Raw genomic sequence first — 26,052 nt, forward strand, 5'->3', positions numbered from 1 at the left:
TTCAGCGGAGCTTGAGCGACAGTTCCACATCCTCACCGAAGGGCAGGGAGAGATAGCCGTAGGCGGGGTCGCGCACCCGGGCCAGATAGTCGGGGCTGTGGTCGGCGTTGTCGGCGACGATGTAGGCGCCCGGCCGCAGCCGGGTTTCCACCAGGTCCAGGATCTCGGGGTAGAGCGCCTTGGCCCCGTCCAGCAGCAGCAGGTCTATCGTCTGCGGCAGGTCGGTGGCCAGGGTCTGCAGGGCGTCGCCCTCGCGGATCTCCACCAGGTCGATCAGGCCGCCGGCCGCCAGGTTTTCCCGCGCGCGGGCGACCTTGGACGGCTCGAATTCCGTGGTGATCAGCCGGCCGCCGCCATTGTCGCGCAGCGCCGCTGCCAGATGCAGGGTGGACAGGCCGAAGGAGGTGCCGAACTCCACGATCGTGCGCGCGTTCGAGCCGCGCGCCAGCATGTACAGCAGGGTGCCCGCCTCACGCGAGACCGCCAGGGGCAGGTCCTTCAGGGCGCTGTAGAACATCCGATATTCGGTCTTGCTGCGCATCAGGTGGGTATGGTCGCCACGCGCCATGAGGTCGGCCAGGGCGGGGATGGAGGACGGGGTGATCTGGGCGGCCTCCGCGAACAGGCGGTCCAGCAAGGGGGCCACGGGGGCGGTGGTCAGGGTGTTCATTGGGGAAAATCCGGTTTGAAGCGGCGCGGTCTTGCGCCGGCCTCAAAATACGACTAATTCGTCATGTTCCCTATTCGCATTGCCGGCCCGCCCATGCCCGACCGCGCCAGCCCCAGCATTTCCTCACGAAAGCAGCCGCAGCAGGCCCGCTCCGCTGGGTTGGTCGCCACCATCCTGGAGGCGGCTGTTCAGGTTTTGGCGAAGGAGGGGGCGGCCCGCTTCACCACCGCCCGGGTGGCGGAGAAGGCGGGCGTCAGCGTCGGCTCCCTCTACCAGTATTTTCCCAACAAGGCGGCCATCCTGTTCCGCCTGCAAAGCGATGAATGGCGGCAGACCGCCGACATGCTGCGCGCCATCCTGGAGGATCGTGCCCGGCCGCCGCTGGACCGCGTGCGTACCCTGGTCCACGCCTTCTTGAAGTCGGAATGCGATGAGGCGGCGATGCGGGTGGCGCTGGACGATGCCGCCCCGCTCTATCGCGACGCGCCGGAGGCCAAGACGGCGCGGGCCTCCGCCGATGGCGTCGTCGCGGCCTTCATGCGCGAGGCGGTACCGAACGCCACCGATGCCGTGCGCGCCATGGCCGGGGACTTGCTCAAGACGACCATGAGCCAGGTGGGCAAGCACTATTCCGAAACCCAGCGCACGGATGCGGAGATATCGGCCTACGCTGATGCCATGGCCGACATGTTCTGCGCCTATCTGCGCAGCCTGGATCACGCCTGAGACCGTATACGAAGTTACGTCCTATCCCGCCGTTTTCGCTTGGTTTTATGGTGGCGCGCGGCCCCGGTGGCGGGGTCGGGTTCGGCCATAGGGGACCCTGAGGATGCGGACCGGGGCGATGGGCCGGCGGTTGGCCGGCGCGCTGATTTTCCTGATGGGCACGACGGGTTTGGCCGGCGCCTCGCCCTGGGGCGAGGTGGGCGACAACCAGTTGCGGGGCGATATCGAGATGCTAGCCGCGGCCGGCCTGATCGACGGCGTCACCACCCAATGGCCCTTGCCCTGGACGGCCATCGTGCCGGCCCTGAAGGCGGCCGATCTGGATGCCCAGCCGGACGCGGTGCAAGCGGCGGCGCTGCGCGTGCTGGGCCGCGCCACGCGCGAGAACCGGCCGGGCTTCAGCACCAGCGCCAGCCTGGACCTGACCAACGCGCCGGCCGTGGTCCACGGCTTCGACAGTCTGGGCCGGGGGGAGGGGCAGACCCAGGTGGCGCTGTCCTACAGTTCCGGCACCGTAGCCGCCCGGCTGGCCGTGGGCAGCTACACCCAGGATTTCAAGACCGGAGCCACCAAGCTGGCACTGGATGACAGCTATCTGGCGGTGAAGGCGGGCGACGCCCTGGTCTACGGCGGTTGGCTGACCCACTGGTGGGGACCGGGCTGGATCTCGGCCCTGACCCTGTCCAACAACGCCCGGCCCATGCCGCAGGTTGGCATCCAGCGCCTGGACACCTCCCCCTCCACCTGGCCGGTACTGGAATGGCTGGGGCCCTGGCAGGCTGAATTCTTCCTGGGCCTTTTGGACGGACCGCGCCTGCAGAGGAACACGGTGTTCGACGCCCTGCGCGTCACCGTCAATCCCGCCCCGGGCCTGGAGATCGGCCTGGCGCGCACGGGCGAGATCTGCGGCCAGGGGCACCCCTGCGACCCGGCGGAGTATTTCCAGCTGAACAACTCTCCCACCGACGTCAACAAGACCAATGACGAAGGCGTGGTGGACATCAAGTACAGCCATGACCTGTGGGGCGTGCCGGTCCAGGCCTACATGCAGCTGATGAACGAGGACTCGTCGCCCATCACCCATTCCGGCACCAGCCACCTGTTCGGCGCCACCGCCTTCGTGCCCGTGGCGGGGCGGCCCCTGCGGCTGACGGCGGAATACGCCGACAGCATCTCCACCACCGACATCTTCAGCTTCGCCAGCCGCATCTACGGCTTCTCCTACACCAACGGCGGCTATCCCGATGGCATGCGCTATCGCGGCCGCACCATCGGCTTCAGCCTGGACGACGACTCCCGCCTTCTGTCCTTGCAGGGCAGTTGGACCGATGCCGACGGCTGGACCTATGAGATGACGCTGCACCACGCTGTCATCGGCACGGCGCAATCGGCCGGCGCCAACATCGTCAGCCCCGTGCCCATCAAGGTGAACATCCTGGAAGGGCGCCTCAGCCTGCCGTTCCGCCATTTCACCCTGGATTTGCGCGGCAGCGTCCAGGACGACCAGGCCCGGCCGGACCATGGCTTCCTGCCGGCGGTGGAGGCGGCGCTGCGTATCGCCCTGTAAGGGGGCGCGCAAGGGCGTGGCGCAAAATAGCGCCGGCTCATGGGAATAAACCCGCCGTCCATATCCGTCATGGGAATGAAGGGAGACATCCCCACGTTGCCTGCCGGAGGATCCATGCCGTCCATCGTCGCCTGCGCCAAGACCACCACCCCGCGCGATCGCGTCCGCGACGTCGCCGCCGGCCTGTTCGCCGACCGGGGGCTGGACGGGTTCAAGATGCGGGACTTGGCGCAGCGCCTGGGCGTCAGCGTCATGACGCCCTACCGCTATTTCGAGAACAAGGAGGCCATCCTGGCCTGCGTCCGCGCCCACGGCTTCGCCTGCCTGGCCGACGCGCTGGACCAGGGGTTGGACGATGGTTCGCTGGAGGAACGGGTGGCACGCCTGGCCACGGCCTATGGCGTCTTCGCGACCGCCGAGCCCGCGCGCTATCGCCTGATGTTCGCCCTGGCGCCCGCCCAAGTGCCCGGGGTGGCGGAGGTGCGGCGCCAGGAACGCCGGGTGGAGGACGCCTTCGCCGCCCACGCCGCCGGCTTCGCGGCGGCGGGACTGCCCTGCGCCGATCCGGTCACCCTGGGCCGCCTGCTATGGTCCACCCTGCACGGCGTCGCCGTCCTGCATCTGGGCGGCCAGCTGCCTCAGGCGGACCTGGCCGCCGCGCTATGCCAGGCCGCCCGGTCCTTGACCGTCGCCTGCGCCGGGACCGCCCCCGCCGTCACCACCGGGACCGCCGCGTGACCATGACGGCGCCCCAGCCGTTGCGGATGCCGGAGCCGGCGCCACGGTCGGAGGCGGTCGAGGTGCCGCCGCCCCGCGTCCGGCCGCGCCTGACGCCCAAGCGCGCGCTGGACATGACGCTCAGCCTGGCACTGCTGCTGGCCTGCCTGCCGTTGCTGGGCCTGATCGCCCTGCTGATCCGCCTGGACAGCCGGGGGCCCATCCTGTTCCGCCAGCAGCGCATCGGTCTGGCTGGCCAGCCCTTCCACATCGTGAAGTTTCGTACCATGCACGTGCTGGAGGACGGCGCCGACGTGGTGCAGGCCATCGAGGGCGACCCCCGCGTCACCCGGGTGGGTGGCCTCCTGCGGGTGACCAGCCTGGATGAGCTGCCACAGCTGCTGAACGTGCTGTCGGGCGAGATGTCGCTGGTGGGGCCGCGTCCCCATGCCGCCGCCCATGACGACTTTTACCGCGCCCGCATCCCCAATTACCTGTACCGCCAGAACGTGCGGCCCGGGATCACCGGCTGGGCCCAGGTGAACGGCGCGCGCGGGGCGACGCCCCAGGTGGCGGACATGCAGGCGCGGGTGGACCTGGACGCCTGGTACGTCGATAACGCAAGCTTGGCCCTGGACCTCAAGATCCTGGCGCGCACGCCCCTGGTGGTCCTGAGCCGGCGCAAGGCGTGCTGACGAAGCCTGGCGCCACGTCGCCGACACTATTTCGAACGCATAGCGGTTGCCCCGGGGAATAAACGCGGAAGGCCATCCGTCTTAAGCATGAGAGGACCGTGATCCACCGGGGAATTGGCCCCTGGGATGGCGGCGAAGATGGACGTAAGCTGATGCGGCGTAGGCACGGGCGCGAGGTTTTCCGTTGGTTCGACATGTCCCGTGTCTGGTCCCGTGTCGGAGAGCCCTAGGCCGTGACCCAGCAATTCGCGAACGCCCTGGTCATGCAGCTGCCGGCGCTGAGGCGGTACGCCTTGGCGCTGGTGGGCAATGCCGCGCTGGCGGATGATCTGGTCCAGGATTGTGTGGAACGCGCGCTACGCCAATCAGCGCAATTGCGGGAGTTGCCCCGCATCTCCGGCTGGCTGCGGCGTATCTTGCGGAACCTTTACACCGACGAGATTCGCCGCGGCAACAGCCGGGGGGAGGAGCAGGACATCACCGAGCTGGCCGACCATGTGGAACTGAGCGCGCCGCCGACCGACGTGGGGGCCGCGCGGGACTTCGTGAAGGCCGTCAGCCGGCTGACGCCGGAACACCGAGAAATCCTGCTGCTGTCCAGCGTCGAGGAGTTGAACTATCGCGAGATCGCGGAGGAGTTGGACATTCCGGTGGGTACCGTGATGTCGCGCCTGGCGCGGGCCCGTGAGCGGTTGCGTAGCGTGATGCAAGGCGAGGGCGCGGAAATCATCCCGCTGCCCCTGGGCCAACAGCACCCAGTATCGAAAGACCGAAAGTGAGCGACCATATCCCCAACCATCCCTCCATCGCGGAGGTCGACCTGCACGCCTTCCTGGATGGCGAACTGCCGGAAGACCGCGCCCGCGTTGTCGAGGCCGCCCTGCTGGCGGACCCCGCCCTGGCGGAGCGCCTGGCCGGGTACGAGGCCGACAAGGCCATGATGAAGCGGCTGTACAGCCCGCTGATCGACCGGCCGGTGCCGCAACACCTGATCGACTTGGCCCAATCGGCGGCCCAATCGGCGGCCCAATCGGCGGCCCACCCGGCCGCCGCCCGGTCCTGGGCTGACTGGCGCCGCCTGGGCGCCGCGGCCGCCGTCGTGCTGTTGCTGGTGGGCGGCGGCACCTACCTGGTGAACGACCCCGCGGGAGGCCCCGCCGGCGACGTCGTGCAGATGGCGCTGGCGGCGCGCGACGTGCCGGCGGCCGTGCCCAGCGACCTGGCCCCCTACAACGCGGCCCTCAGCCGCGTCGTCGCCCTGAACATCAAGGTGCCGGACCTGACCCGCGCCGGCTACCGCCTGGCCGGCGTTAAGGTGGAGGGGCAGGCCGCCACCGTGGCCTACCGCGATGCCGACGACCGGCTGTTCACCATCTACCTGCGCCATTCCGACGGCACGGTGCGCTTCGACCAGTTCAAGCGCGACAACCTGCGCGTCTGCATCTGGCAGGACGACCAGCTGAGCATGGTCATGGCCGGGGAGATGTCGGCCGCCGTGATGCAGAAGCTGGCCAGCATGGCCTACGTCGGGCTGACGGCGTAAGGGCTAGCGAACGGATCTGGCCGACAGGCTGTCCGGGCTGAACAGTGTCGCGGGGTGCGGGGCGGTGACGGCGTAGGGTGCCGCCTCGCCATTGAAGGCGAAGGTGTAGGCGTAGCCGCCCAGTTCGAAGTCGTGGATGAACTGGCTGCCGATCACCACCGCCGGCACGTCCGGCATGAGGTACATGGTGGCCTGCCCGAACTTCCACAGCGTGCCTTGCTCATCCCAGGAATCCCCGTAAACCGCCATCCAGGTGTCTTCGTCGAGGTAGAGCCGCCGATGCGGGACAACGTCATGCGCGCCAGCGGCCAAGGTGCCGTCCACCACCCAGACGCGGTGCAGCTCATAGCGCAGCGCGTCGGGATTGGGATGGGTGCGGCCCAGCACCTCGCCCACCGGCTTGGCGTACAGGCGGTTGTTGTTGTACGGCACGAACATTTCGGCCTTGCCCACCAGCTTGAAGTCATAATGGTCCAGGCCGCCGAAGAAGATGTAGTATTCGTCCTCGCTCATATAGCCGGCGGCGTCGGTGTCCGGTACGTCGTAGGAGATGGCCGGCGCCTTGCGCACCCGGTGTTCCCCCGGCAGCAGGCGCCAGGCCGCGAAGTCGTGGCGCTTGATATTGATGGGCTGCCAGTTGAGGTAGCCTTCCCCCACGCGCGAGGCCGGGGCCACGGCCAGGTGCAGCGTCTTGAAGTAATAGCCGCCATAACTGTCGGGCGTGGCGTCGCGATAGTAATAGGGGAAGTCGGCGATCTCCCTATAGCCGCTGGCCTTTTCCACCACCCCGTCCGCCGGCACGACATAAGTGCTGACCGTCACCTCGCGCGCCGGGCCCCAATAGGCCAGCAGGTGGTTCCACATGGCCTGGAACCCGTCCTTCGGGATGGGGAAGGGGATGCCGCCCACGGCCCCCTCCACCCCATACGCGATGCCGTCCGGCGCCGGCCGGGCGCGGGTGGCGTTCAGCCGGATGTTCTCATAGACCCAGTCGGGGGCGGCGGCGGTGCGGTGGCTGGGGTAGATGTCCATGCGATAGTCGGCGTCGCGCTCGAACAGGCGCTTGGCCCCTTCCGGCAACCGGTCGGCATAGTCGCGGAAGTTCTTGGCGGTGATGGAGAACAGCGGCTTTTCCGCCGCGAACGGGTCGGGACGCGGGCCGGCGGGTATGGGCCCCGGCGTGCTCAATCCGCCCGTCCAGGCCGGAATGCCGCCGTCGGCGGTGCCCGCCCGCTCCGCCCCCACCGGGGTCAGGCGGGACTTCAGCTGTGCGGCCTCCTGCTCGGTCACCTGCGCGCGGGCGCTGGTGGGCTGGCAGGCCAGCGCCAGGGCCAGCAGCGCGGTGCCCAGCGAGGTGGGGGCCAGCGATATGGAGGACGGGACGGCAGTGGATCGCATGGGCTCGCGTACGGCGCCTGGTTGTCTATGGGGCGGCGCGCCGGCGGGCCCGGATTTCCCGCGTTTCGGCCGGCACCGGCGATGGGTGCCGGGGATCATGGCGTGCGGGCCTTGGCGACACAAGCGGGATGTGGCGCTGGCGCATCCTGTCGCGGGGTATGATAGTGTCGGTGCGGCAAGCCTTTGATGGATTGAGCCAAAGCGCAATGGCGTCCCGCGTTCTCGGCCTGATGGTCCTCCCCGTCCTGTGCCTGGCCGCCCCTGTCCGGGCGGCGGACCTCTATTCCGGCGACGGGCTGGATCTGCGCTGGGACAACACGGTGCGCTATACGGTGGCGGATCGCCTTGGGCCCCGCATGGGGGCCTTGCTGACCAACACCAACTGGGATGACGGCGACCGCAATTTCGGTCCCGGCGTCGTCTCCGACCGGCTGGATCTGCTGTCGGCCCTGGACCTGGGCTGGGGCGAGTGGGGCGTGCACGCCAGTGCCGCCGCCTGGTACGACACCGCCTACCAGGGCCGGACGGACGACGCGAATCCCCAGGCCATCAACGCCTCCAGCGCCACGCCCGGCCACTTCGCCGCGGCGGTGCGCGACCTGCAGGGCCAGCACGCCGAAATGCGCGAGGCCTTCGCCCATGGCGCCTTCACGCTGGCCGGCATGCCGGTGTCGGTGCGCGTGGGCCGGCAGGCCCTGGTGTGGGGTGAAAGCCTGTTCTACGACACCAACTCCATCGCCGCCGCCATGGCGCCGGCGGACTACAGCCGCGCCGTGGGCGGGCCCAGCGCCTATACCAGCGACATCTACCGGCCGGTGGGGCAGGCCGCCCTGACGCTCCAACCCTGGCCCGACGTGGCTCTGTCGTTCTACGACCAGGTCGAATGGCGCCCCACGCGGCAGGCCGGCAGCGGTAGTTATTTCAGTTACCTGGACTATCTGGGCGCCGGCGCCGACCGCCTCTACGTCGGGCCCGGCCGCTACCTGGCCCGCCAAGCCGACCGCACGCCCGACGCCGACGGCCAGTTCGGCGTCTCGCTGCACGCCACCGTGGACGGGGTGGACTACGGCCTCTACGCCCTGCGCTACAACGCCACGGACCCCCAGTACGTGGTGGGCCCGGACGGCGACGCCTCGGCCCCCGGCGCGGCCGGCTATTACCGCCTGGTCTATCCTGGTGGCGTTCGCCTCTACGGCGCCAGTTTCAGCGCATCCCTGGGCGACAGCACGGTGACGGGCGAGGTCTCCGCCCGCCACAACATGCCGCTGGTGCTGCCGCCGCCCTTCGTGAACGGGTCGGTGACGCAACGCTATGCCGCGTACGTCCGGGGTGACATGGTGCACGGCCAGGTGTCGCTGACCACGGCCCTGGGGAGGTCCAGCCTGTGGGACAGCGCCGACGTGAATGCCGAGGCGGTGGTGGACGACGTGGTCGGCGTCGTGCGCGACGATGACGGCAACCAATGGCACCAGGTCGCCACAAAGGCCCGCGTGCTGTTCGAGCCGCACTACTTCCAGGTCCTGCCCAACCTGGACCTGACGCTGCCGCTGGGCCTGGGCTACAACATCACCGGCCACAGCCTCAGCTATTACGCCCAGAACGCCGGCGCCGGCGACCTGACGGTGGGGGTGTCGGCGACCTACCGCAGCGTGTGGAAGGCCAACCTGACCCTGACCCACTACATCGGCGCCCCCAGCCAGCAGTTGCTGGCCGACCGGGATTTCGTGGCCCTGGGGCTGGAACGGACGTTTTAGCTAGGTCATGGAGCGCAGGCGCACGGGCGTCAGGATCTCGGCCGTGCCGCCATCCAGCAGGCGGGACACCTTGGCCACCACCTCATCCGCCGCCCGCGCCTGCATGTCGGCGCTGCCGCCGGCGATGTGCGGCGTCAGGAAGACGTTGGGCAACCGCCGCAAGGGGTGGCGGGGTGGCAGCGGCTCTTCCTCATAGGTGTCCAGGCAGGCGAAGACGTCGCCCCGGCGCAAGCGGTCCAGCAGGGCCGCAGGCTCGATCAGCCCGCCGCGGGCCACATTGATCAGCACCGAGCCGGGCCGCAGGCGGGCCAACTCGGCCGCCCCCAGGGTATGCCGGGTGGCGGGCGTCAGGCCTCGGTGCAGGCTGACGATATCGGCCGCCAGCACCTGGTCCAGGGCGGCCGGGCTGGCGCCGGCCTGGCGGATATCGCTTTCCCCCGCGTTCCGGGACCACACAAGAACGTGCGCGCCGCACGCGGCCAGCCGCAGCGCGAAGGCTCGGGCGTTGGCGCCCCAGCCGACCAGGCCCACCGTGGCGCCGGCCAAGTCCCGTGTCTGTGGCGGACGGCCGTCCCCACCGCCGTCCAGGCGCGCCTTCACCCGCCGCGCCAGGGGCAGCAGGCCCAGGCGCCGCACGGCGGGTTTCAATCGTTTCGCCAGGCCGCGCAGTCCCCGGGGCGGCGGCACCACGCCCCAGCCGCCGGTGCGCATCACGGCGTCACCCTGGAAGGCGCGGCGGCGGCCCAGGATGGCCAGGCCCAGCGCGAACTCCGCCACGCTGTCGGCATGGGCGTCGCTGGCGTTGACCAGGGCCACGCTCCGGGCCAGCAGATCGTCGGCGCCGAAACGCGCCACCGACAGGCCGGCCACACCCACCACCCTCAGGTTGGGCAGCCGGTCCAGCAGGGCCGCGCCCAATGGCGGCGCCCCCCGGCCCAGCAAGGCGCCCACCACGTCCGGCCGGGCGCCCGTGACGTCGGCTGGTGCTGCCAGGCGAAAACCGGGCAGCAGGGGCGCCAGGGCGGCCCCCCAATGACCGTCCACCAGGATGGCGCGTTCCGTTTGCGCGGGCGGCGTGGGTCCCACCGCCGGCGATGCAGGGACGGCGCCGATGTGCCCGCGTTCGATCAGTTCGCACAGGTGCAGGGATGGGACCAGGGTGGCCAGACTGTGCGGCGGCTCCCGACCCGTGCGGATGGCATCCAGGAAGGCGTCATGCTCCAGGGCGAAGCTGGCCATCCCGCCGGGGAAGGCGGTGGTGAGGGACTGGCCATCCGTCTGCACGGTCAGCGCCGTCTCGGTGACGGCGCAGCTTTCGCCGGCGGCATGGAAGGCGTAGTCCTCGCGCCGGCACCCCGCGGCGTTGTCGCAGAGGAAGGCGGCCTGGGCGCCGCCCGGCCAGCGCATCAGGGCGCTGAAGGTCTCACCCGAGGCGTGGGCCGCAAGGTGGTCCGGCGGGCCGCCCATCATCCACAGCAGGGCATCCAGGGCGTGGATGCCGTTGGCGCCCAGCCAACTGGCGGCCCCGAAGCCGGGCGGCTGGCCCGTCATGGGCTTGTGGAACACCGCCTCCGCCTGGCGCCACCCGGCCAGCCCGGCGCGGGCGCGGGCCGCGCGCAGCGAGGGGTAGAAGCGGCGGTTGTGCCCCCCACCGCCACCAGGCCCCGGGCGCGGGCCAGGTCGGCCATGGCCCGGGCTTGGGCAGCGGCGGGCGCCACCGGCTTTTCCACGAACAGGTGCTTGCCTTGGCGCAGCGCCCTCATTCCGTATTCGTAATGAAGTTGGGCGCTGGCGTAGATGTGGACGGCGTCGATGTCGTCGCGGGCCAGGGCCGCACCGGCGTCCCCGGTGCTGGCGCCGAAGCCGAAGGCCGCCGCCGCCACGTCCGCCCGCCCCCTGTCCAGGTCGCAGACCAGGGTGAGGTCCACCAGCCCCCGGTCGCGCAGGGCCGCCAGCACGGGCAGGTGCACATGGGTCGCCATCGGGCCGGCGCCGATGATCAGGACCCTCAGGGGCGGAATGGGGATCGCGGAAGACATCACCCTGAAGACGGATGGCGGGGCCCGCTTATTCCCCAGCCGGTGAAATATATAGTTGCGGTGTCCAACCCGGATTTATGCCAAGAAATCAGCGTGTAACCAGGGATTCCTCACCATCATGGACAAGCGTGGCGCAGGGCGGGAACTGGCCCGGTCGGCCTGGGATTTCTTCCGGGATTTCCGGGCCCACGCCGGCGGTGATGGGCTGACGGCCGCCGTCCTGATCATCCTGGGCGCGGGGCTGGAGGGCGTGGGCCTGGTGCTGCTGGTCCCCCTGCTGGATTTGGTGATGGGGGGCGACCGTGGGGGCTGGGCCTCGGCGCTGATGGGGCGCCTGCCGTGGCGGTTCGCCGGCGACGATCCCCTGGCCCGGCTGCTGCCGCTGCTGGCCTGCTTCGCCCTGCTGGTGGGCCTGAGGGCCGTTGTGCTGTGGCACCGGGACGTGTTGCTGGCCCGCCTGCGCATCGGCTTTGTCGAGGAACAGCGCACCCGGCTGGTGGCCCGGCTGATCGCCGCGCCCTGGACGCGGCTGTCGGCGCTGCCGCACGCCCGGGTCAACCATCTGCTGAGCAGCGACATCATCCTGACCGGCGCCTGCGCCCATTTCATGCTTCAGGGCGCCACCTCCCTCTTCCTGCTGCTGGTGCAGTGGGGACTGGCCTGCCTGTTCTCCGCCCCCTTGGCGGCCGTCACCGGCGTGCTGTTGGTGGTCGCCACCCTGGCCCTGCTGCCGCAGCTGGCGCGTTCGCGCCGCCTGGGGCGCGAGGTGGCCGACGCCAACCTGCACCTGGCCACCAGCGGCGCCCAATTCCTGGGGGGCCTGAAGCTGGCGCTCAGCCAGAACATGCAGCAGCGCTTCGCCGATGAGTTCAACGGCACCCTGGGCCGGCTGATGGGCCGCCAGGTCGCCCTGACGCGGGAACAGACCAAGGCGCAGCTGGCCTTCACCACGCTCGCGTCCCTGGCGGGGGCCGCCGCCATTGTGGTGGGGGTTTGGGCGCTGGACGTGCCGCCGGCGGTGCTGATCGTCTTCGTGCTGCTGCTGGCGCGGATGAGCGCGCCGGCCGCCCAGTTGCAGCAGGGCGCGCAGCAGTTCGCCAACTTCCTGCCGTCGTACGAGAAGATCCGGGCGCTGGAGGCGGAACTGGCTGGCAGCGCGCCGCCGGCGGGAGCCGCGTCGGGGGCCGAGATCGCGGACGGCGGCGCTTTCACCGGCCCGCAACCCGTCCGCTTCCACCAGGTCAGCTACCGCCATCCCGGCGGCGACCGGGGCGTGTCCGGCCTGGACCTGACCCTTGAGGCCGGCAGCTTCATAGGCGTGACCGGGGCGTCCGGGGCCGGCAAGACCACCTTCGCCGACCTGCTGGTCGGCCTGACGGCGCCCGATACCGGCACCATCACCGTGGGGGACCGCGCCCTGGCCGGTGCCGCGCGGCGGCAATGGGCGGCGGCCATCGCCTATGCCCCGCAGGACACCTTCCTGTTCCACGACAGCATCCGCGCCAACCTGGCCTGGGCCAACCCTTCCGCCAGCGAGGCCGACATGCGCGCCGCCGTCGGCCTGGTGGGCGCCAGCGCCCTGGTCGACCGCCTGGAACAGGGGCTGGACACAATCGTGGGCGCCCAGGGCGGCCTGCTCTCGGGCGGGGAGCGCCAGCGCCTGGCCCTGGCCCGGGCGTTGATGCGTGAGCCGCCCTTGCTGGTGCTGGACGAAAGCACCAGCGGCATCGACATCGCGGGGGAGCGGGCGCTGCTGGCCGGCCTGGCGACCCTGCCGTGGCGGCCCACCATCGTGCTGATCGCCCACCGCCGGGAAAGCCTGATGCTGTGCGACCGCGTCCTGGAATTCGCCGAGGGCCGCGTCATCGCCGACCGGCGCATGGGTACGCCGTCCGTTCAGGCGTCGGCACACAGGGCGCGATAGCGGGCCGCGATCCCCTCAAGCCGCCGCAGGCCCAGCCTCAGATCCGGCGTGGGGCAGGGGGGGCGGGACGCTGGGGGCAGGGCGGCCAGCGTGGGGATCAGGGCGTCCAGGTCCGTCACCACCCGGGCATGCCCCGCCTGCGCCAAGTGGCCGAAGGGGCCGGTGGCGTCGGCGCTGAGGAACAGGGCCGGCACGCCGAAGGGCACCGCCTCCGCCGCCACGCCCGAGGCCCATGACACCACGGCGTCCATATGGCGCAACAGGGCCGGCAGCGGCAGGGCGGAGGCGGGCTCCAAGCGGATGGTTGGGCCACGTAGGGCCAGCAACCGGGCGTGGCGCCGGTCGTCCCCCGGGCCAGCGGCGGGGTGCCGGCGGATCCACCAGCGCCACCCGGGTGGCGCGGCGGCGATGCGGTCCGCCAAGGCATCCCAGATGGCGGACGGACCGGTGGTTTGCAGGGCCACCAAGATGTCGCGCTGGGCGTCGCCGCCGGCGGCCTGGCGGAACCGCTCATCCCAGGCCTGGGTGCGCGGATCGGCATCATCGAGAAAGGGGCCCAGGCGGGGATGGCCGCCGGCCAGGGCCTGATGCCAATACCCATCCGCCCAAGCGTTGATGGCGGCGGCATCGGCCGCATCCCAGGTCCAGAACAACGCGGGCAGGGTGGTGTAGCCCTGGGCGCCGACGCCCGCCCAGCCATAGGCCTTGTGCCGTCCGCCCTGGGGGCAATGCTGCACGTCCACCGACAAGATGCCCCGCCGCCGGCAGGCGAGCGCCAGGGCGGAGCCCAGGCCGGCGTACCAGGTGGTGGTGAAGGCCAGGCGCGGCTGGGCGATGTCCAGCACCAGGCCCAAGGCCTGGGCCCGGGCGCGCAGCCCCAGGGCCCGCCGCGCCAGGCGTTCCGGCCGCAATGACGGCGCCGCCACCCCCTGGCGGGCCAGGAAGTCCGCGACCTCCGCATGGTGCGGCAGGTCCAGCGGCGCGCGAACCAGCGGCGCAAGCACCCGGGCGGCGCTGGCAATGAAGTCCACGGCCAGGGTGGGGCGGGCCCAGGGCGCGCGCCGGCCGGGCTGCATGTGCAGGCAGCGCGCCCCGTCGCCCTCCAGCACCGCCAGGAGAGGTTCGCCATAGCGGTCCTCCCAGGCGCCGTCGATGCGCTCCACCGACACGCCGTCGCCCAGGAACAGGACATCGGCCCGGTGGGGGCGCAGGATCACGTTGTCCCGGCGCGCCAGCATCGCCAGGGGCTGGGCCAGGGTGCGCATGCCGCGCGCGATCCGGGATGGCCGCCTGGCCTCGGGGTCGCCCACATGCTGGCGGTAGAGGTCCAGGTACAAGTCCATGCGCGCCAGCGGCCACAGATGGGCGTCGCCGCTGGTCCAGCGGCTGACGGCGAAGCGCGTCTCGATCTCCGCCACCAGGGCCAGGTATTGGGCGTGGAAGAGTGTCGCCATGGCCGCCTACCGGGCCGCCAGCTCATCCATGCGCGCCTGCCACGCCGCCTCGATCTTCAGGCGCATTTCATCCCACATGCTGTGGGATTCCCGGGTGGAGCGGGTCCAGGCGCCCTTCAGGCGGTCGGTCTCGTTGAAGCGATGGATCTTGCGGCGCGCCTCCAGCCCCTCCAGCGCGCGGCCCACGGGGCTGGCCAGCAGCCATTCGCCGGCCCGCTTCAGGGCCATGGTGTAGGGGGGGCAGTCCAGGCTGCCCAATGGCGCCCCCACGGCGTTGGGCAGCCAGTCGGCCGTCCAGGCGTTGGCCTCCCGCACCGCCTCGTACACGTCCAGGCCATAGAGCGGGATCATCTGGCACAGCTCCTGCGCGTCATAAAGGCTGCGGCGCGCCAGGGGCAAGGCCGCCAGCGACAGGAAGGTGTTGGGGCAGAACAGGCCCTTCGCCAGCTTGGCGTCCGCCAGGGCCAGCAAACGGCAGAAGGCGCGCGTGCGCCACATGGTGCCAGCATCCGTCACCAGCAGGAAGTCGACGTCGCCGTCGGGTGGGAAGTTGCCGGCGGCCAGCGAGCCCGTCATCGCTACCATGCGCACATTGGGCAGGCTGGCCAGGAAGCGGGCGTAGCGCCGCGCGGTTGGCCATTGGCGGCGTGACAGGTCCCGCCGGGCCCGGCGGATGGCGAACAGGTCGGTCCGGCCGCGCAGGGCGTGATAGGTGCCGTCGCTTTCCAGGTGGCGGGCCAGGGCCGGGCCCTCCAGCGCGTGCTGCACGTCGCCCGGCGTGCAGCGGATGCCATGCAGGTAGCGATGGATTTCAGGGACGGATACCGGGAAATGGAAAATATCCCGATAGGCGATGGTCGAGTAAATCGCCGTCTCCAGTTTATTCATCGTAAGGACGATGGTCATGAATTCCCCTGTCGCCTGAAAAATAACGGCGTTGACATGTTCAGATAAATTATTTTAAAAGGCGCATTGTTTATTTTAAGCGTGCTGGATATGCTGCGCCATCGATGTTTGATTTTTGGTGGATCATGGCCATCCGGCATAAGGTCGTCCTTTACAACCCCACGGCTGTCTTCCACACCATGCCGCTGGGCCTGTTGGCCATCGGCTCCAACCTTGATCCCGCGCGCTTCGACGTGCGCATCATCGACGCGCGGATCGAGCCGGATCCCTTGGGCGCGGTGCTGCGGGCCATCGACGGCGCGCTGTGCTTTGGCGTCAGCATGCTGACCGGCCGGCCCCTGGGCGACGCGCTGGCCATGCTGCGGGCGGTGAAGCGGGCGCGGCCCGACCTCACCACCGTGGCCGGCGGCTGGCACCCCTCCCTGTTCCCGGTGGAGACGCTGGACGAACCCAGCATCGACATCACCGTGGCGGGGCAGGGTGAGCGCACCTTCGCCGAGATCATGGATCGGCTGGTGGCGGGGGCCGGCGTCGAGGGCATTCCCGGCGTCGCCTTTCGCGACGGTGATCATGTGGTGCGCACCAAGGCGCGCGCCCTGGAAAGCCTGGACGCCTTCGCGGCCCCCAATTTCGACCTGATCCCGGTGGAGCGGTACTTCGAGCTGAAGGGCCGCCGGCAACTGGACTACATCGGCTCCATCGGCTGCAACTTCCGCTGTGCCTTCTGTGCCGACCCTTTCGTCTACGGCCGTGACTGGAAGGCGACCTCGGCCAGCCGCATGGGGACGGAGATCGAGGCGCTGTGGCGCCGCTATCGCTTCACCGACCTGAATTTCCAGGACGAGACCTACTTCACCCACCGCCACCGCGTGGCCGACATCTGTGAGGAGTTCCTGGGGCGGGGGCTTGATTTCACCTGGGCCGGCACCATGCGCGCCGACCAGGGCGTGCGCCTGCCGGACGAGATCTGGCGCCTGTGCGTCCGTTCCGGCCTGCGCCGCGTGCTGGTGGGGGTGGAGACCGGGTCGCACGACATGATGAAGCGCATCAAGAAGGACACCACCATCGACGCCATCCTGGAGACGGCGGCCAAATGCCGGCAGCACGACATCGCCGTCATCTTCTCCTTCATCGTCGGCTTCCCGGAAGAGACGGAGGATCAGGTCGAGGCGACGCTGGGCCTGATCAAGAGCTTGCGGGCCATGAGCCCCAAGTTCGAAACCCCGCTGTTCTACTACAAGCCCTATCCCGGCTCCGCCCTGGCCGCCGCCGTGGCGGACCATACGCCACGCACCCTGGATGACTGGGCGCGGTTCGACTATGTGGCGGGCCCGGCCGGCACCTGGGTGCCGCCGCACCTCTACCGCCGTATCGAGCGCTTCAAGTTCTACAACAAGTACGCCGCCGGACCGGTCGCGATCGGCCAAGGACCCGGCCGGCTGCTGCGCCGGGTGGCGCGCTGGCGCATCGACCATGACGTCTACGCGGCACCGGTGGAAAAATTCCTGGTCCAGCATCTGCGCCCCGAACCCTCCCTATCCTGAGGCCTGTTCCACGTCGACCAGGGGGGCGCCGGCCGGCGCCTCCCGCGTCGCGGGCTTGGGCCGCAGGGCCATTTCCCAGGCGCGCTCGAACCCCGCCGGCGACAGGGCGCGGCGCACGAAGGCGGCCCCCTTGCGGGCGGCGTCGGCCCAAAGCTCGGCATAGGCCTCAGGCTGCGTCAGGTAGGGGGCCCATTGGTCCTCGGGCAGCGTCAGGGGATAGCCCGGCGCGCGTAGGCCCTCCATGGCCGTGCGGTTGCCCAGCACCGGGCAGCCCCAGGCCCAGGCCTCCGCCACCTTGGTCTTGATGCCGCCGGCCACCAGCGCCGGCACCAGCGCGATGCTGCCCGGCCGGTAGACCTGGGCCAGGTCGTCGGCATAGCCGTGCCAGTGCACGCCGGGCACATTGGCCAGGGGGCGTGTCTGGCGGCCGTGGATGTGCAGCGGCGTGGCCGGCTTCAGACGCCGCCACTGGTCCAGCAGGAAGTCGATGGCCGTGCGGTTCTGCAGTTGCCGGTCGCTGCCGATGAAGACGAAGCGCAGGGGCAGGGTGTGCCCCCACGGCTCCGCCCGCAGGGGCACGCCGGGTGGAATGGCGCGCACCACCGGCGGCCCGTCCTTGGACAGGGCGTCCGGCGGCGCGTGCCGGCACAGCATCTGCCGTTCCACCGGCGACAGCAGCACCGTGGCGCTGGAGGCCAGCATCACCTCGCGCTCCGCCGCCGGCAGGGTGCGGGCCTCATAGGCCGTCACCAGGCGGGCCAGCGGCCCTTCGGCCAAGCGCCGGGCCCAGCGGGGGAAGTGGGGGCCGACATGGCCGGTCAGCAGCGGCAGGCGGTGGTGGCGCAGATAGGTCATGCGCCGCGACATCAGGTCGTCGAAGTCGGTGACGATGTGCAGGTCGGGCAGGGCGCGCCGCAGCGTGCGCAGCAGGGTTTGGCAACGCACCGTGTCCAGGTAGACGGCATCGAACGCCCCCGCCGCGATGCGCGCCGCCACCCGCTCCGCCTCCCGGGGGCCAGCGTACAGCAGGCATTGCAGGGGCGGGGGCCGCCCGGCCGCCAGGCCCGCCAGCCAGGCGGCGGCGGCGCCCATGCGGTCGGTCCTGCCGCCCTGCAGCACGGAGTGCAGGGTGATCACCTCCACCGTGTGTTGGCGGCGCAAGGCCACCAGGATGTGGCCCATGATGGGCGTGCGGCCGTTGCGCTGGGCCAGGTCGCGGGTAGTCACGAAGGCGATCCGCAAGGCGGGTCTGGAATGGCTGTCCATGGGTCTACCTGAGGCGGGCGCATCCCATGTGCGCCTATCCCCAGGACGGATGGCGGCGCCGGTCTATTCCCCGGCGGGCGCTTTAATCTTGGGCGGCAGGTGATTCATGGCGCAGCAGAGGGCCAGCGGGATCCACAGGCCGGCATCGACGAAGGTGTCCTGGTTCAGGAAGCTGAAGCCCAGGGCCGCCGCGCTGGCCAGGCGGAAATAGCGGTGGAAGGCGTCGTGCGGACGGCCGTGGAACAGCTGGCGCCAGAAGAAGACGATGAACAGGGCGAAGCCCACCACCCCGGTTTCCGACAGCAGGCGCAGGAACAGGTTCTTGGCGTTGCCCTTTTCCGGCGAATTGGGATCCAGCCAGCCGATGCCTTCCTTGGCCCCCTGGGTGAACAGCTGGGTGGTGAAGGCCCAATCGGGCGCGTATTCGCCGAAATAGCGGTAGTTGTTGCCCAGGGACACGCCGAAGACGGGATGGTCCAGCCAGGTCAGGCCGGCGGCCTCCGCCGCGGCGAAGCGGCCGGCCAGCGCCAGGGCGTCGGTGACGCCGGTGGCGACGTCCCCGCCGGCCAGGCTATTGAGGTCGGCGGATTCCGTCAGATAGGCGACCGGCCCCATGACATAGGTGGCCCCCGCCCCGGCGCCCAGGCCGCTCATGGCGACCACCGCCCCACCGCCGGCCACCAGCACGCCCAGGAAGGTGGCCGCCGCCAGGATGCGGCCGCGCAGGGCGGCGAGGAAGACGCTGAGCCCCAGCATGGCGACGATGCAGGCGAGACCGAAGCGGGAGCCGGAGAACAGCAGGCCGCCGATGGCGACGGCGAAGCCGAACCCCAGGCGCAGGGCATGGCCGGGCAAGGCGGGCAGGCCCACCCCCTCCTGCCGCGCCATGGCGCGGGCGATCAGGGCGGGGATCAGCAGCACGATGATCTGGGTGGCCAGCCACGACGGCTCGAACGTCATGCCCTGCGCGCGGTTGACCAGGCCGTCGTAGCGCACGGCGATCAGGTCGGTGACGGCCTGGACGACGCGCAGCAGCTCGCCATGCTGGGCCATGGCCACCACCTGCACCCCGGCGAAGGCGATGGAGGCGCCCATGCCGATGAACAGGAAACGCAGGGTCATGCGGATGTCGGCGGCGGTGCGGATTTGCAGCCGGGCCACGACGTAGAAGGCCAGGCCCACGCCCCAGGTCAGCAGGGCGCGGACGAGGCTGTCCAACGGCGTCTGGCCCTTGAAGGCATCCGGCGGCTGGACCATCACCACGCCCAGGCCGCTGATGACGATGTACAGGGTGAACAGGCCCAAGGCCGCGAAGCCGTCGCCCGCCAGCCGGGGCCGCTGGCCCAGCACCAGCAGGCGATAGGCGGCCAGGATCAGCAGCAGGGCGGCCGGCACGATGGCCAGGGGCCGGGCCAGCGTGCCGTTGCCGAAGGGCAGCAGCGGCGTGGCCGACACCGGCACGCACAGCAGCAGCGCCTGCCATAGGCGTCGCTCGATGGGCTGAAGGGTATCGGCCGTCATGATGCCGCCAGGGCGGGCCGCGCCACGGTCAGGGGCCGCAGGCGCAGCAGGTACACCAGGCCCACCGTGGCCCTGAGGGCGCCGGCAGCCACCGAGGCGACGCAGGCGCCGCCGAGGCCGAAACGCCAGGTGAGCCAGCTGCCCACCGTCAGACCGAACAGGGCGGGGTAGAGTTGCATGCGGAAGACGGCGCCGCTGGCGCGGTAGCCGCGCAAGGCGGCGCTGAACAGCGTCGCGGCCAGATAGCAGGCATAGGCCAGCGCCAGCAGGCGCAGTTCCCCCGGATGCGTGGCATAGGCGCTGTCGCGGCCATAGAACATCCGTGCGGCCCAGGTCGGCGCGGCCAGGATGACCAGGAACAGCGGGCCGACCAGGCCGGCCGCCACCAGCCCCCGCCGGCCCACCAGGCGCAGCAGGGCGGGGAAGCTCAAGCTGTCGCGGGCGCGCGCCACCTCCGGCACCAGGACGTTCTCCATGCCGAAGATGACGGGGCTGGCCACGGCCACGACGTTGGCGAGCGCCACGAGCGCGGCGGCCCCGGGCGCGTCGTCGTGCCAGGCCAGCAGCCACAGGAACCATTGCGTGGACAGGGCCGCCAGCAGGTTGGCGCCCAGCACCGGCGCGCCCAGGCGCCAGTGGCCCGCCATCTCGGCCGGCAGCCCGCTGGCGGCGGCGCGCCAATTCCGTCCCAGGTGCCCGGCCACCGGCAACGCCGCCAGGGCCGAGGCGGCGGCGACCAGCAGGAACACCTCCCCGATGGCGAGGTCGGCGCGCAGGGTCCACACCGCCGCCAGCGGCCCCAGATAGCGCAGGGCGTCCAGGGCGATCAGGGGGATGTGCCGGCTTTCCGCCAGCAGGGCGCGCCGAACCACCTCCTGCACCTGCCAGCAGACCAGGGCGGCGCCGGCCGCCGGCAGCAGGCCCAGGTGGCCGACGCTGGCCGTGGCGACGCCCAGCAGGGGCAGGAAGGCCAGGACGCAGAGGGGCGTCAGCAGCAGGGCCACCGCCAGGGGCTGGCCGCCGGGGGCCGGCCGCACCGACAGGGGGTAGGTCACCAGCGCCTGATGCAGGGTGTTCAGCACCAGGATGAAGGACAGCACCACGGAATAGGCGCCGTACTCCGCCGCCGGCAGGCTGCGGGCGAGCGTCACGTTCAGCGCGAAATTGCCGAAGCTGACGATGGCCTGATCGGCCAGCCCGCCGGCAAGTCCAAGCCCCGTCCTTTTCACTGATGCACCCGATGCGGTGAAGACCTTCGAAGTGGGGGCAGAGTGGTCCGGCCGCGCCCTGCGGGAAAGCACTATATTTTTCCGGAATTGGGGAATATCGGCCCGCCGCCATCCGTCGTTCTGCCAGGTTTCAGGCGATCGGGGGCGATGACGGTGGGTGTGGATACTCCAGATTTGGCATGGGCCGGCCGCGCCGTTCCCGATGGCGCGTCCGATACCGCCTGGGTGCCGCGCGGGCAGGGGGGCGGCCAGGGTGGCGACGGCCTGGGCCTGTTCTTGGGCCGCCTGCGCCGCCACTGGTTCCTGGCCGCCTTCCTGTTCCTTGCCAGCGTTGGCGCCTCCGTCGCGGCGGCCTTCCTGCTGCCCTCCTACTGGCGGGTGGAGGTGCTGGTGATGCCGGTGTCCAAGAGCGGCGCCGGTTTCGGCAACCTGGACCTGGGCAGCGCGTCCGGCCTGCTGGGTGGCCTGGGCGGGCTGGGCGGCGTCGCCGGCCTGCTGGGCAAGTCCTCTTCCTCCAACGAGGATGAGGCCATGGCCGTGCTGGGCTCCCGCGAGCTGTTCGACACCTACGCCACCCAGCAGGACCTGCTGCCCATCCTGTTCGCCAGCAAGTGGGACGCGGCGGCCAAGCAATGGAAGGTGCCTGCGGACGAGGCGCCCACCCTGCGCCGGGGGTTCAAGCTGTTCAACCGCAGCATCCGCGACATCACCCTGGACCGGCGCAGCGGCATCGTCACGCTGGCCGTCACCTGGAAGGACCGCGACCTGGCGGTGCGCTGGGCGCGCGACCTGATCGCGCTGACCAACGCGCAACTGCGCGACCGCGCCCTGGCCGACGCCAACCGCAACCTTGCCTATCTGCGCACCGCCATGGCCAACGCCCAGAAGGAGGGCAACAGCAACGCCTTGAACGCCGCCCTGGTCAGCGCGTACGAGCGCACGCTGCAGAACTACATGTACGCCACCGGGCAGACGGAATTCGCCTTTCGCGTCATCGATCCGCCCACCGTCCCGGATGTGCGGGAGCGGGTGTGGCCCAACCGGCCCCTGTTCCTGGCCCTGGGCGTCATCCTGGGCGCCTTGCTCGCTGCCGGTGCCGCCCATCTGCGCGGCCGCGTCGCGGAGCGCCGCTGACCATCATGCGCGCGTCCAAGATCGCCATCCTGGTCCCCAACTACAACGGCGGCGCCCTGCTGGCCGAGACGGTGGCGTCCGCCGCCGGGGCGGGCCTGCCGCCGGACAGCTATGAGATCGTGGTGTGCGACAACGCCTCCACAGATGGCAGCACCCGCGCGCTGGCGGTCCGGGACGCGCAAGGGGCGGCCATCACCGTGCGCCGCAACGCCCAGAACCTGGGCCGTGTCGCCAACTGGAACCGCGCCGTCGAGGTGGCGGAAGAGATGGGCTTCGGCTTCGCCCTGTTCCTCATGGTGGGCGACTTGGTGCATGGGACGGGCTTGATCGCCCTGCGCGACCGCATGGTGGCCGCCGGCGCCTGCCTGGGCATCGCCAGTTACGAGATCGTGGATGAGGCGTTGCGGCCCCGGCGCGTGGCGCGGCGCATCCTGTGGCGGGGGGGCACGGGGCTGTCGGCGCAGGCCTTCCTGGCCCAGTCGCTGGCGACAGGCGCCATGCTTTACGGCCCCTTGGGCGCCAATCTCTACTGGTTGGGCGGTGGCGCGCATCTGCGCTTCGACCCGTCGGACGAGAGCCACACCGACCAGTTGGCCACCGCCGTCTTCACCCGCGTGGCGGGGGGCGGTGTCGTTTACCTGGACCAGCCCATTTCCCGTTGGCGGGCGCGGCCCGGCCGCTTCCACAGCGGCATGGAGCCCCAGGGCCGGCTGGCCAGCGACGTGCGGGTCATGGAATGGGCCTGCCAGGCCGCCCGGGTGGCGCCCGACTATCCCAAGATCCGGGCCAGCCTGCTGCTGCGCGCCGCCTGGCTGACCCGGGGCGATCTCAGGGCCGCCTGGGCCTGGTCCGGCGCCCTGGTGCCGGCGGGCCCCTCCTGGACCTGGTTATTCCGCCTGCTGTGCCGGCAGGCGTTCCACAAGACACCCTGGCTGGTGAAGGCCTGAAACGATGACGAAAATGAATGGGGCGACGATGAGCTCAGGCCGGAAATGGGCCCGCCACGCCGTGCTGCTGGCGGCGCTGGCCTCTGGCGTGACGCCGGGGCTGGCGCAGGCGCAGGGGCTGTCGCAGCTGTTGGGCGGCGGCAACGGCAACGACCTGACGGGCGACCTGCTGCGCACGGTGCAGCAGCGCCTGACCGGCCAGTCCACGATACCCTCGCTTCAGCCCGACGTGCAGGTGCAGAACCCCGCCGCACAGCAGGGCCCGCAGGTCTATGGCCCGCCCTCGGCCATCGAACGGCTGATGAGCGCCCGCGCCGGCCAGCCCGTCCGCCAGTACGGCTATGAGGTCTTCGGCCGGGGCGCCCCCGTGGTGGTGCGGCAGAGCGGCGCCCTGCAGGACGGCTACATCCTGGGCGAGGGGGATGAGATCGTGCTGACCCTGCGCGGGCAGCAGAACGCCAGCTATCGCACCCGGGTGGACCGCGACGGCCGGGTGGTGTTCCCCGGTCTGCCGCCCGTCGCGGCGGCCGGCCGGTCCTTCGGCGGTTTCCGCGAGGATTTGGAGGACGCCGCCGGGCGCGCCCTGACGGGGACGGAGGTGCTGGTGTCCGTGGGCGCGGTGCGCCAGATCGCCGTGCGCGTGACGGGCGAGGTCAACGCCCCCGGCCTGTTCAACCTGTCCGGCCTGGCCACGGCCATGGATGCCCTGTCCCTGGCGGGCGGCATCAAGAACACCGGCTCCCTGCGCGACGTGCAGGTGGTGCGCGCCGGCCGCAGCTTTCGCCTGGACCTGTACACCCTGCTGATGGGGGACGCTGCCGGCCGCGACATCCCGCTGGCGGAGGGTGACCGCATCGTCGTGCCCTTGCAGACCAGCGCCGTGGCCGTCGTCGGCCAGGTGAAGCGCCCCGCCATCTATGAGCTGCCGGCCGGCCAGCAGGCCACGCCACTGTCCGCCCTGATGGCCATGGCCGGGGGGACGGAGGTGCGCGGCAGCTACCGCTATTCCATCCTGCGCACCCGCGACGATGGCAAGCGCGAGATGGTGCAGGTGGGGGCGGGCGGCGGTGCCACGGTCCACGACGGCGACGTGGTGTTCGTGGCGCCCACGGCCGACGTTTCCCTGGCCAAGGTGGAACTGCGGGGCGCCACCACGCTGAACGGCAGCTACCCTCTGGAAACGGTGCGATCCCTGCGCGGCCTGCTGGCCTCCAGCGACATGTTCGCGCCTGCGGTGGGGCGGCCCTTGCCCTATCTGCTGGCCGACGCCGTCATCCGCCTGGATCCGGCGACCCTGCAGCGCACGGTCATCCCCTTCGCCGTCTCCGACGTGCTGGAGGGCAAGGCCGACGTGGCCCTGCAATCCAACGATGTCGTCTACATCACCAACGTGGCGGAGATGCGCTACATCGCCCACAAGGCGGGCGACCTGCAGCGCAACCCGACCCGCAAGGTGAACGACCATCCCGACCCGGTGGCCCCGCCGCCGGCGCCTGACGCCAACGCCGCCCTGCAAGCCCAGGCGGCGGCCCTACCGCCCGGCCTGGCGGCGGATCCGCGCCTGGCGCAGCTGGCGGCCATCCAGGGCATCCAGCTGCCGGCCGGCCAGGCGGGTGGAACGGGGCAGGGCGCCGCCCTGCTGGCCGCCAACCCGGCCTATGCCGCCTACGCCGCCACCCAGCTGGGCCAGCCGAACCAGGCGCTCCAGGACCAGGGCCCGCCCAAGCCGGAGGAGGAGCGGCTGAACCCCGGCATCGTGGCGCCGCCGGACATCCTCACCGCCCAGGACGGCAGCACCGCCCGGGCGGATGACGACCAGGACCAGGCGACGGCCCTGCCGGCTGGCGCCGGCCCTCTGAGTGCCAGCCAGCTGGGGGCCAGCCAGGCTCAACATGCGCGGCGTCCGCCCGTGCGTCTGTTCGTGGGCCTGGATGACGACACCCGCCGTCTGCTGGTCGGCACCCTGACCAACTACCACGTCACCGTGGTGGGCGAGGTCAACAGCCCCGGCGACTTCCTGGTCATGCCCGGCGCCACGCTGGACAAGCTGGTGCAGGCGGCGGGCGGCCTCACGCCCAAGGTGGACTTGCACGCCTTCGAGGTCACCTCCGCCGACATCGACAACGCGTCCGGCCTGTCGCGCACCGTGCGTCACAGCTATGGCCTGCCGGTGGCGCAGTTCGCCCAGGTGGCGCTGAAGCCCTTCGACCGCGTGCGCTTCAACCCCGTCTTCTCCGACCGCGACACGGGCGACGTCACCCTGTCGGGCGAGGTCAAGTTCCCCGGCGGCTATGAGATCCTGCGGGGTGAGCATCTGTCGTCCGTGCTGGCGCGGGCCGGCGGCTTCACCGACGCCGCCTACCCGGCGGGCGTGGTCTTCCTGCGCCAGTCGGTGGCGGAATCGCAGCGCGACACCCTGCAGAAGGAGGCGGACGCGCTGGAGCGCCAGATCATCTCCATCGTCGGCAATGTCAGCGGCAAGGTGCAGGTGACGGACGGGGAGATCGCCTACGTCACCCAGATGATCGGCCGCCTGCGGCAGGGCATCGGCCCCGCCAGCGGCCGGGTGGCGGTGCATGTCGACCCGAGGGAGATCGCGGCCCATCCGGAACTGGACCTGGTGATGGAACCGGGCGACCAGCTGGTGGTGCCGCGCCAGCCCAGCGCCGTGGTGGTGTCGGGTGAGGTGATGGCGCCAGGCGGCATCCAGTTCCGCGGCGACCGCAGTGTGGACGACTACATCGCCATGGCCGGCGGCATGACGGAAATCGCCGACGACGACCATGTCTTCGTGGTCCAGCCCGATGGCTCCGCCATCCAGGTGGACGGCGGCGGTTGGCTGTCCGCCGCGCCCAAGCTGGCACCCGGCTCCGTCATCGTCGTGCCGCGCAAGCTGCGCCACTTCACCTGGGACAGCATCCTGATGGACATCATCCAGGTCACCAGCCAGCTGGCGATCACCGGCGCCTCGCTGGCGGTGATCTCGAAGTAAGCCGCCAAAACAAAACGTCTGGAATA

At 70.8% G+C, this 26,052-nt stretch carries 21 protein-coding genes; 12 read left to right on the forward strand and 9 right to left on the reverse strand.

From position 1 onward, the window contains the following. Position 1: 1 nt before the first annotated feature. On the reverse strand, positions 2–670 hold the full coding sequence (locus UAJ10_RS03740) for an O-methyltransferase (protein ID WP_322914020.1): 669 nt from the start codon (positions 668–670) through the stop codon (positions 2–4). A 63-nt stretch (positions 671–733) separates the two neighbouring features. Here UAJ10_RS03740 and UAJ10_RS03745 point away from each other — a divergent pair, with 63 nt between their 5' ends. The 6 genes from UAJ10_RS03745 to UAJ10_RS03770 all read left to right on the forward strand — a co-directional run bounded on the left by UAJ10_RS03745 (position 734) and on the right by UAJ10_RS03770 (position 5,918). Next, positions 734–1,396: a TetR/AcrR family transcriptional regulator gene (locus UAJ10_RS03745; RefSeq protein WP_416235338.1), complete on the forward strand. Its 663-nt coding sequence runs from the start codon at positions 734–736 to the stop codon at positions 1,394–1,396. 103 nt (positions 1,397–1,499) lie between these two features. After that, positions 1,500–2,963 carry a capsule assembly Wzi family protein gene (locus UAJ10_RS03750; protein ID WP_322914021.1) on the forward strand — a complete coding sequence of 488 codons (1,464 nt, stop codon included), beginning with the start codon at positions 1,500–1,502 and terminating at the stop codon, positions 2,961–2,963. Positions 2,964–3,077: 114 nt separating this feature from the next. After that, positions 3,078–3,701: a TetR/AcrR family transcriptional regulator gene (locus tag UAJ10_RS03755; protein WP_322914022.1), complete on the forward strand. Its 624-nt coding sequence runs from the start codon at positions 3,078–3,080 to the stop codon at positions 3,699–3,701. 2 nt (positions 3,702–3,703) lie between these two features. Further along, the gene (locus tag UAJ10_RS03760; RefSeq protein ID WP_322914496.1) at positions 3,704–4,375 is read left to right on the forward strand and encodes an exopolysaccharide biosynthesis polyprenyl glycosylphosphotransferase; all 672 of its coding nucleotides are present in this window, start codon (positions 3,704–3,706) and stop codon (positions 4,373–4,375) included. A 233-nt stretch (positions 4,376–4,608) separates the two neighbouring features. Next, complete coding sequence (locus UAJ10_RS03765) at positions 4,609–5,154, forward strand: RNA polymerase sigma factor (RefSeq protein WP_246138313.1); 546 nt, start codon at positions 4,609–4,611, stop codon at positions 5,152–5,154. After that, positions 5,151–5,918, forward strand: coding sequence for an anti-sigma factor family protein (locus tag UAJ10_RS03770; protein ID WP_322914023.1), 768 nt, complete (start codon positions 5,151–5,153; stop codon positions 5,916–5,918). Before UAJ10_RS03765 ends, UAJ10_RS03770 begins: the two co-directional genes overlap by 4 nt. Before the next feature lie 3 nt (positions 5,919–5,921). Here UAJ10_RS03770 and UAJ10_RS03775 read toward each other — a convergent pair whose 3' ends face one another. Then, the gene (locus UAJ10_RS03775) at positions 5,922–7,316 is read right to left on the reverse strand and encodes a DUF1329 domain-containing protein (protein WP_322914024.1); all 1,395 of its coding nucleotides are present in this window, start codon (positions 7,314–7,316) and stop codon (positions 5,922–5,924) included. Positions 7,317–7,522: 206 nt separating this feature from the next. Here UAJ10_RS03775 and UAJ10_RS03780 point away from each other — a divergent pair, with 206 nt between their 5' ends. After that, positions 7,523–9,070 carry a DUF1302 domain-containing protein gene (locus UAJ10_RS03780; RefSeq protein WP_322914025.1) on the forward strand — a complete coding sequence of 516 codons (1,548 nt, stop codon included), beginning with the start codon at positions 7,523–7,525 and terminating at the stop codon, positions 9,068–9,070. Here UAJ10_RS03780 and UAJ10_RS03785 read toward each other — a convergent pair whose 3' ends face one another. Beyond that, positions 9,071–10,636, reverse strand: a complete 1,566-nt coding sequence (locus tag UAJ10_RS03785) for an NAD(P)-dependent oxidoreductase (protein WP_322914026.1) — start codon at positions 10,634–10,636, stop codon at positions 9,071–9,073. Then, positions 10,618–11,109 (reverse strand): Gfo/Idh/MocA family protein, encoded by a 492-nt coding sequence (locus UAJ10_RS03790; RefSeq protein WP_322914027.1) that lies wholly within the window; start codon positions 11,107–11,109, stop codon positions 10,618–10,620. Before UAJ10_RS03790 ends, UAJ10_RS03785 begins: the two co-directional genes overlap by 19 nt. A gap of 118 nt (positions 11,110–11,227) precedes the next feature. Between UAJ10_RS03790 and UAJ10_RS03795 the strand changes: the two genes are divergently transcribed. Next, the gene (locus tag UAJ10_RS03795) at positions 11,228–13,033 is read left to right on the forward strand and encodes an ABC transporter ATP-binding protein (RefSeq protein WP_322914028.1); all 1,806 of its coding nucleotides are present in this window, start codon (positions 11,228–11,230) and stop codon (positions 13,031–13,033) included. Here UAJ10_RS03795 and UAJ10_RS03800 read toward each other — a convergent pair. Beyond that, complete coding sequence (locus UAJ10_RS03800) at positions 13,006–14,487, reverse strand: hypothetical protein (protein ID WP_322914029.1); 1,482 nt, start codon at positions 14,485–14,487, stop codon at positions 13,006–13,008. The two genes, UAJ10_RS03795 and UAJ10_RS03800, sit on opposite strands and share 28 nt — an antisense overlap. A gap of 6 nt (positions 14,488–14,493) precedes the next feature. Beyond that, entirely contained in the window at positions 14,494–15,393 is a 900-nt protein-coding gene (locus UAJ10_RS03805; protein ID WP_322914030.1) for a nucleotidyltransferase family protein, read from the reverse strand. 125 nt (positions 15,394–15,518) lie between these two features. On the opposite strand from UAJ10_RS03805, the gene UAJ10_RS03810 reads away from it, so the two are divergent. Continuing rightward, positions 15,519–16,937: a B12-binding domain-containing radical SAM protein gene (locus UAJ10_RS03810; protein ID WP_322914031.1), complete on the forward strand. Its 1,419-nt coding sequence runs from the start codon at positions 15,519–15,521 to the stop codon at positions 16,935–16,937. On the opposite strand, the gene UAJ10_RS03815 is transcribed toward UAJ10_RS03810, so the two are convergent. From UAJ10_RS03815 to UAJ10_RS03825, 3 genes are all read right to left on the reverse strand, one after another. Then, on the reverse strand, positions 16,929–18,203 hold the full coding sequence (locus UAJ10_RS03815; protein ID WP_322914032.1) for a glycosyltransferase: 1,275 nt from the start codon (positions 18,201–18,203) through the stop codon (positions 16,929–16,931). The genes UAJ10_RS03810 and UAJ10_RS03815 overlap by 9 nt on opposite strands. Before the next feature lie 63 nt (positions 18,204–18,266). After that, complete coding sequence (locus UAJ10_RS03820) at positions 18,267–19,724, reverse strand: O-antigen ligase family protein (RefSeq protein ID WP_322914033.1); 1,458 nt, start codon at positions 19,722–19,724, stop codon at positions 18,267–18,269. Next, on the reverse strand, positions 19,721–20,953 hold the full coding sequence (locus tag UAJ10_RS03825; RefSeq protein WP_322914034.1) for an MATE family efflux transporter: 1,233 nt from the start codon (positions 20,951–20,953) through the stop codon (positions 19,721–19,723). The genes UAJ10_RS03820 and UAJ10_RS03825 overlap by 4 nt, the downstream gene beginning before the upstream one ends. A 174-nt stretch (positions 20,954–21,127) precedes the next feature. Between UAJ10_RS03825 and UAJ10_RS03830 the strand changes: the two genes are divergently transcribed. From UAJ10_RS03830 to UAJ10_RS03840, 3 genes are read left to right on the forward strand one after another with little or no spacing between them, the layout of a single operon-like run. After that, positions 21,128–22,087 carry a GumC domain-containing protein gene (locus UAJ10_RS03830; protein ID WP_322914035.1) on the forward strand — a complete coding sequence of 320 codons (960 nt, stop codon included), beginning with the start codon at positions 21,128–21,130 and terminating at the stop codon, positions 22,085–22,087. Between the two features lie 5 nt (positions 22,088–22,092). Further along, positions 22,093–23,034 carry a glycosyltransferase family 2 protein gene (locus tag UAJ10_RS03835; RefSeq protein ID WP_322914036.1) on the forward strand — a complete coding sequence of 314 codons (942 nt, stop codon included), beginning with the start codon at positions 22,093–22,095 and terminating at the stop codon, positions 23,032–23,034. Between the two features lie 28 nt (positions 23,035–23,062). Further along, positions 23,063–26,026: an SLBB domain-containing protein gene (locus tag UAJ10_RS03840; protein WP_322914037.1), complete on the forward strand. Its 2,964-nt coding sequence runs from the start codon at positions 23,063–23,065 to the stop codon at positions 26,024–26,026. The last annotated feature ends 26 nt before the right edge of the window (positions 26,027–26,052 follow it).

It is taken from the genome of Nitrospirillum guaranorum (assembly GCF_034653275.1).
Taxonomy (GTDB): Bacteria; Pseudomonadota; Alphaproteobacteria; order Azospirillales; family Azospirillaceae; genus Nitrospirillum.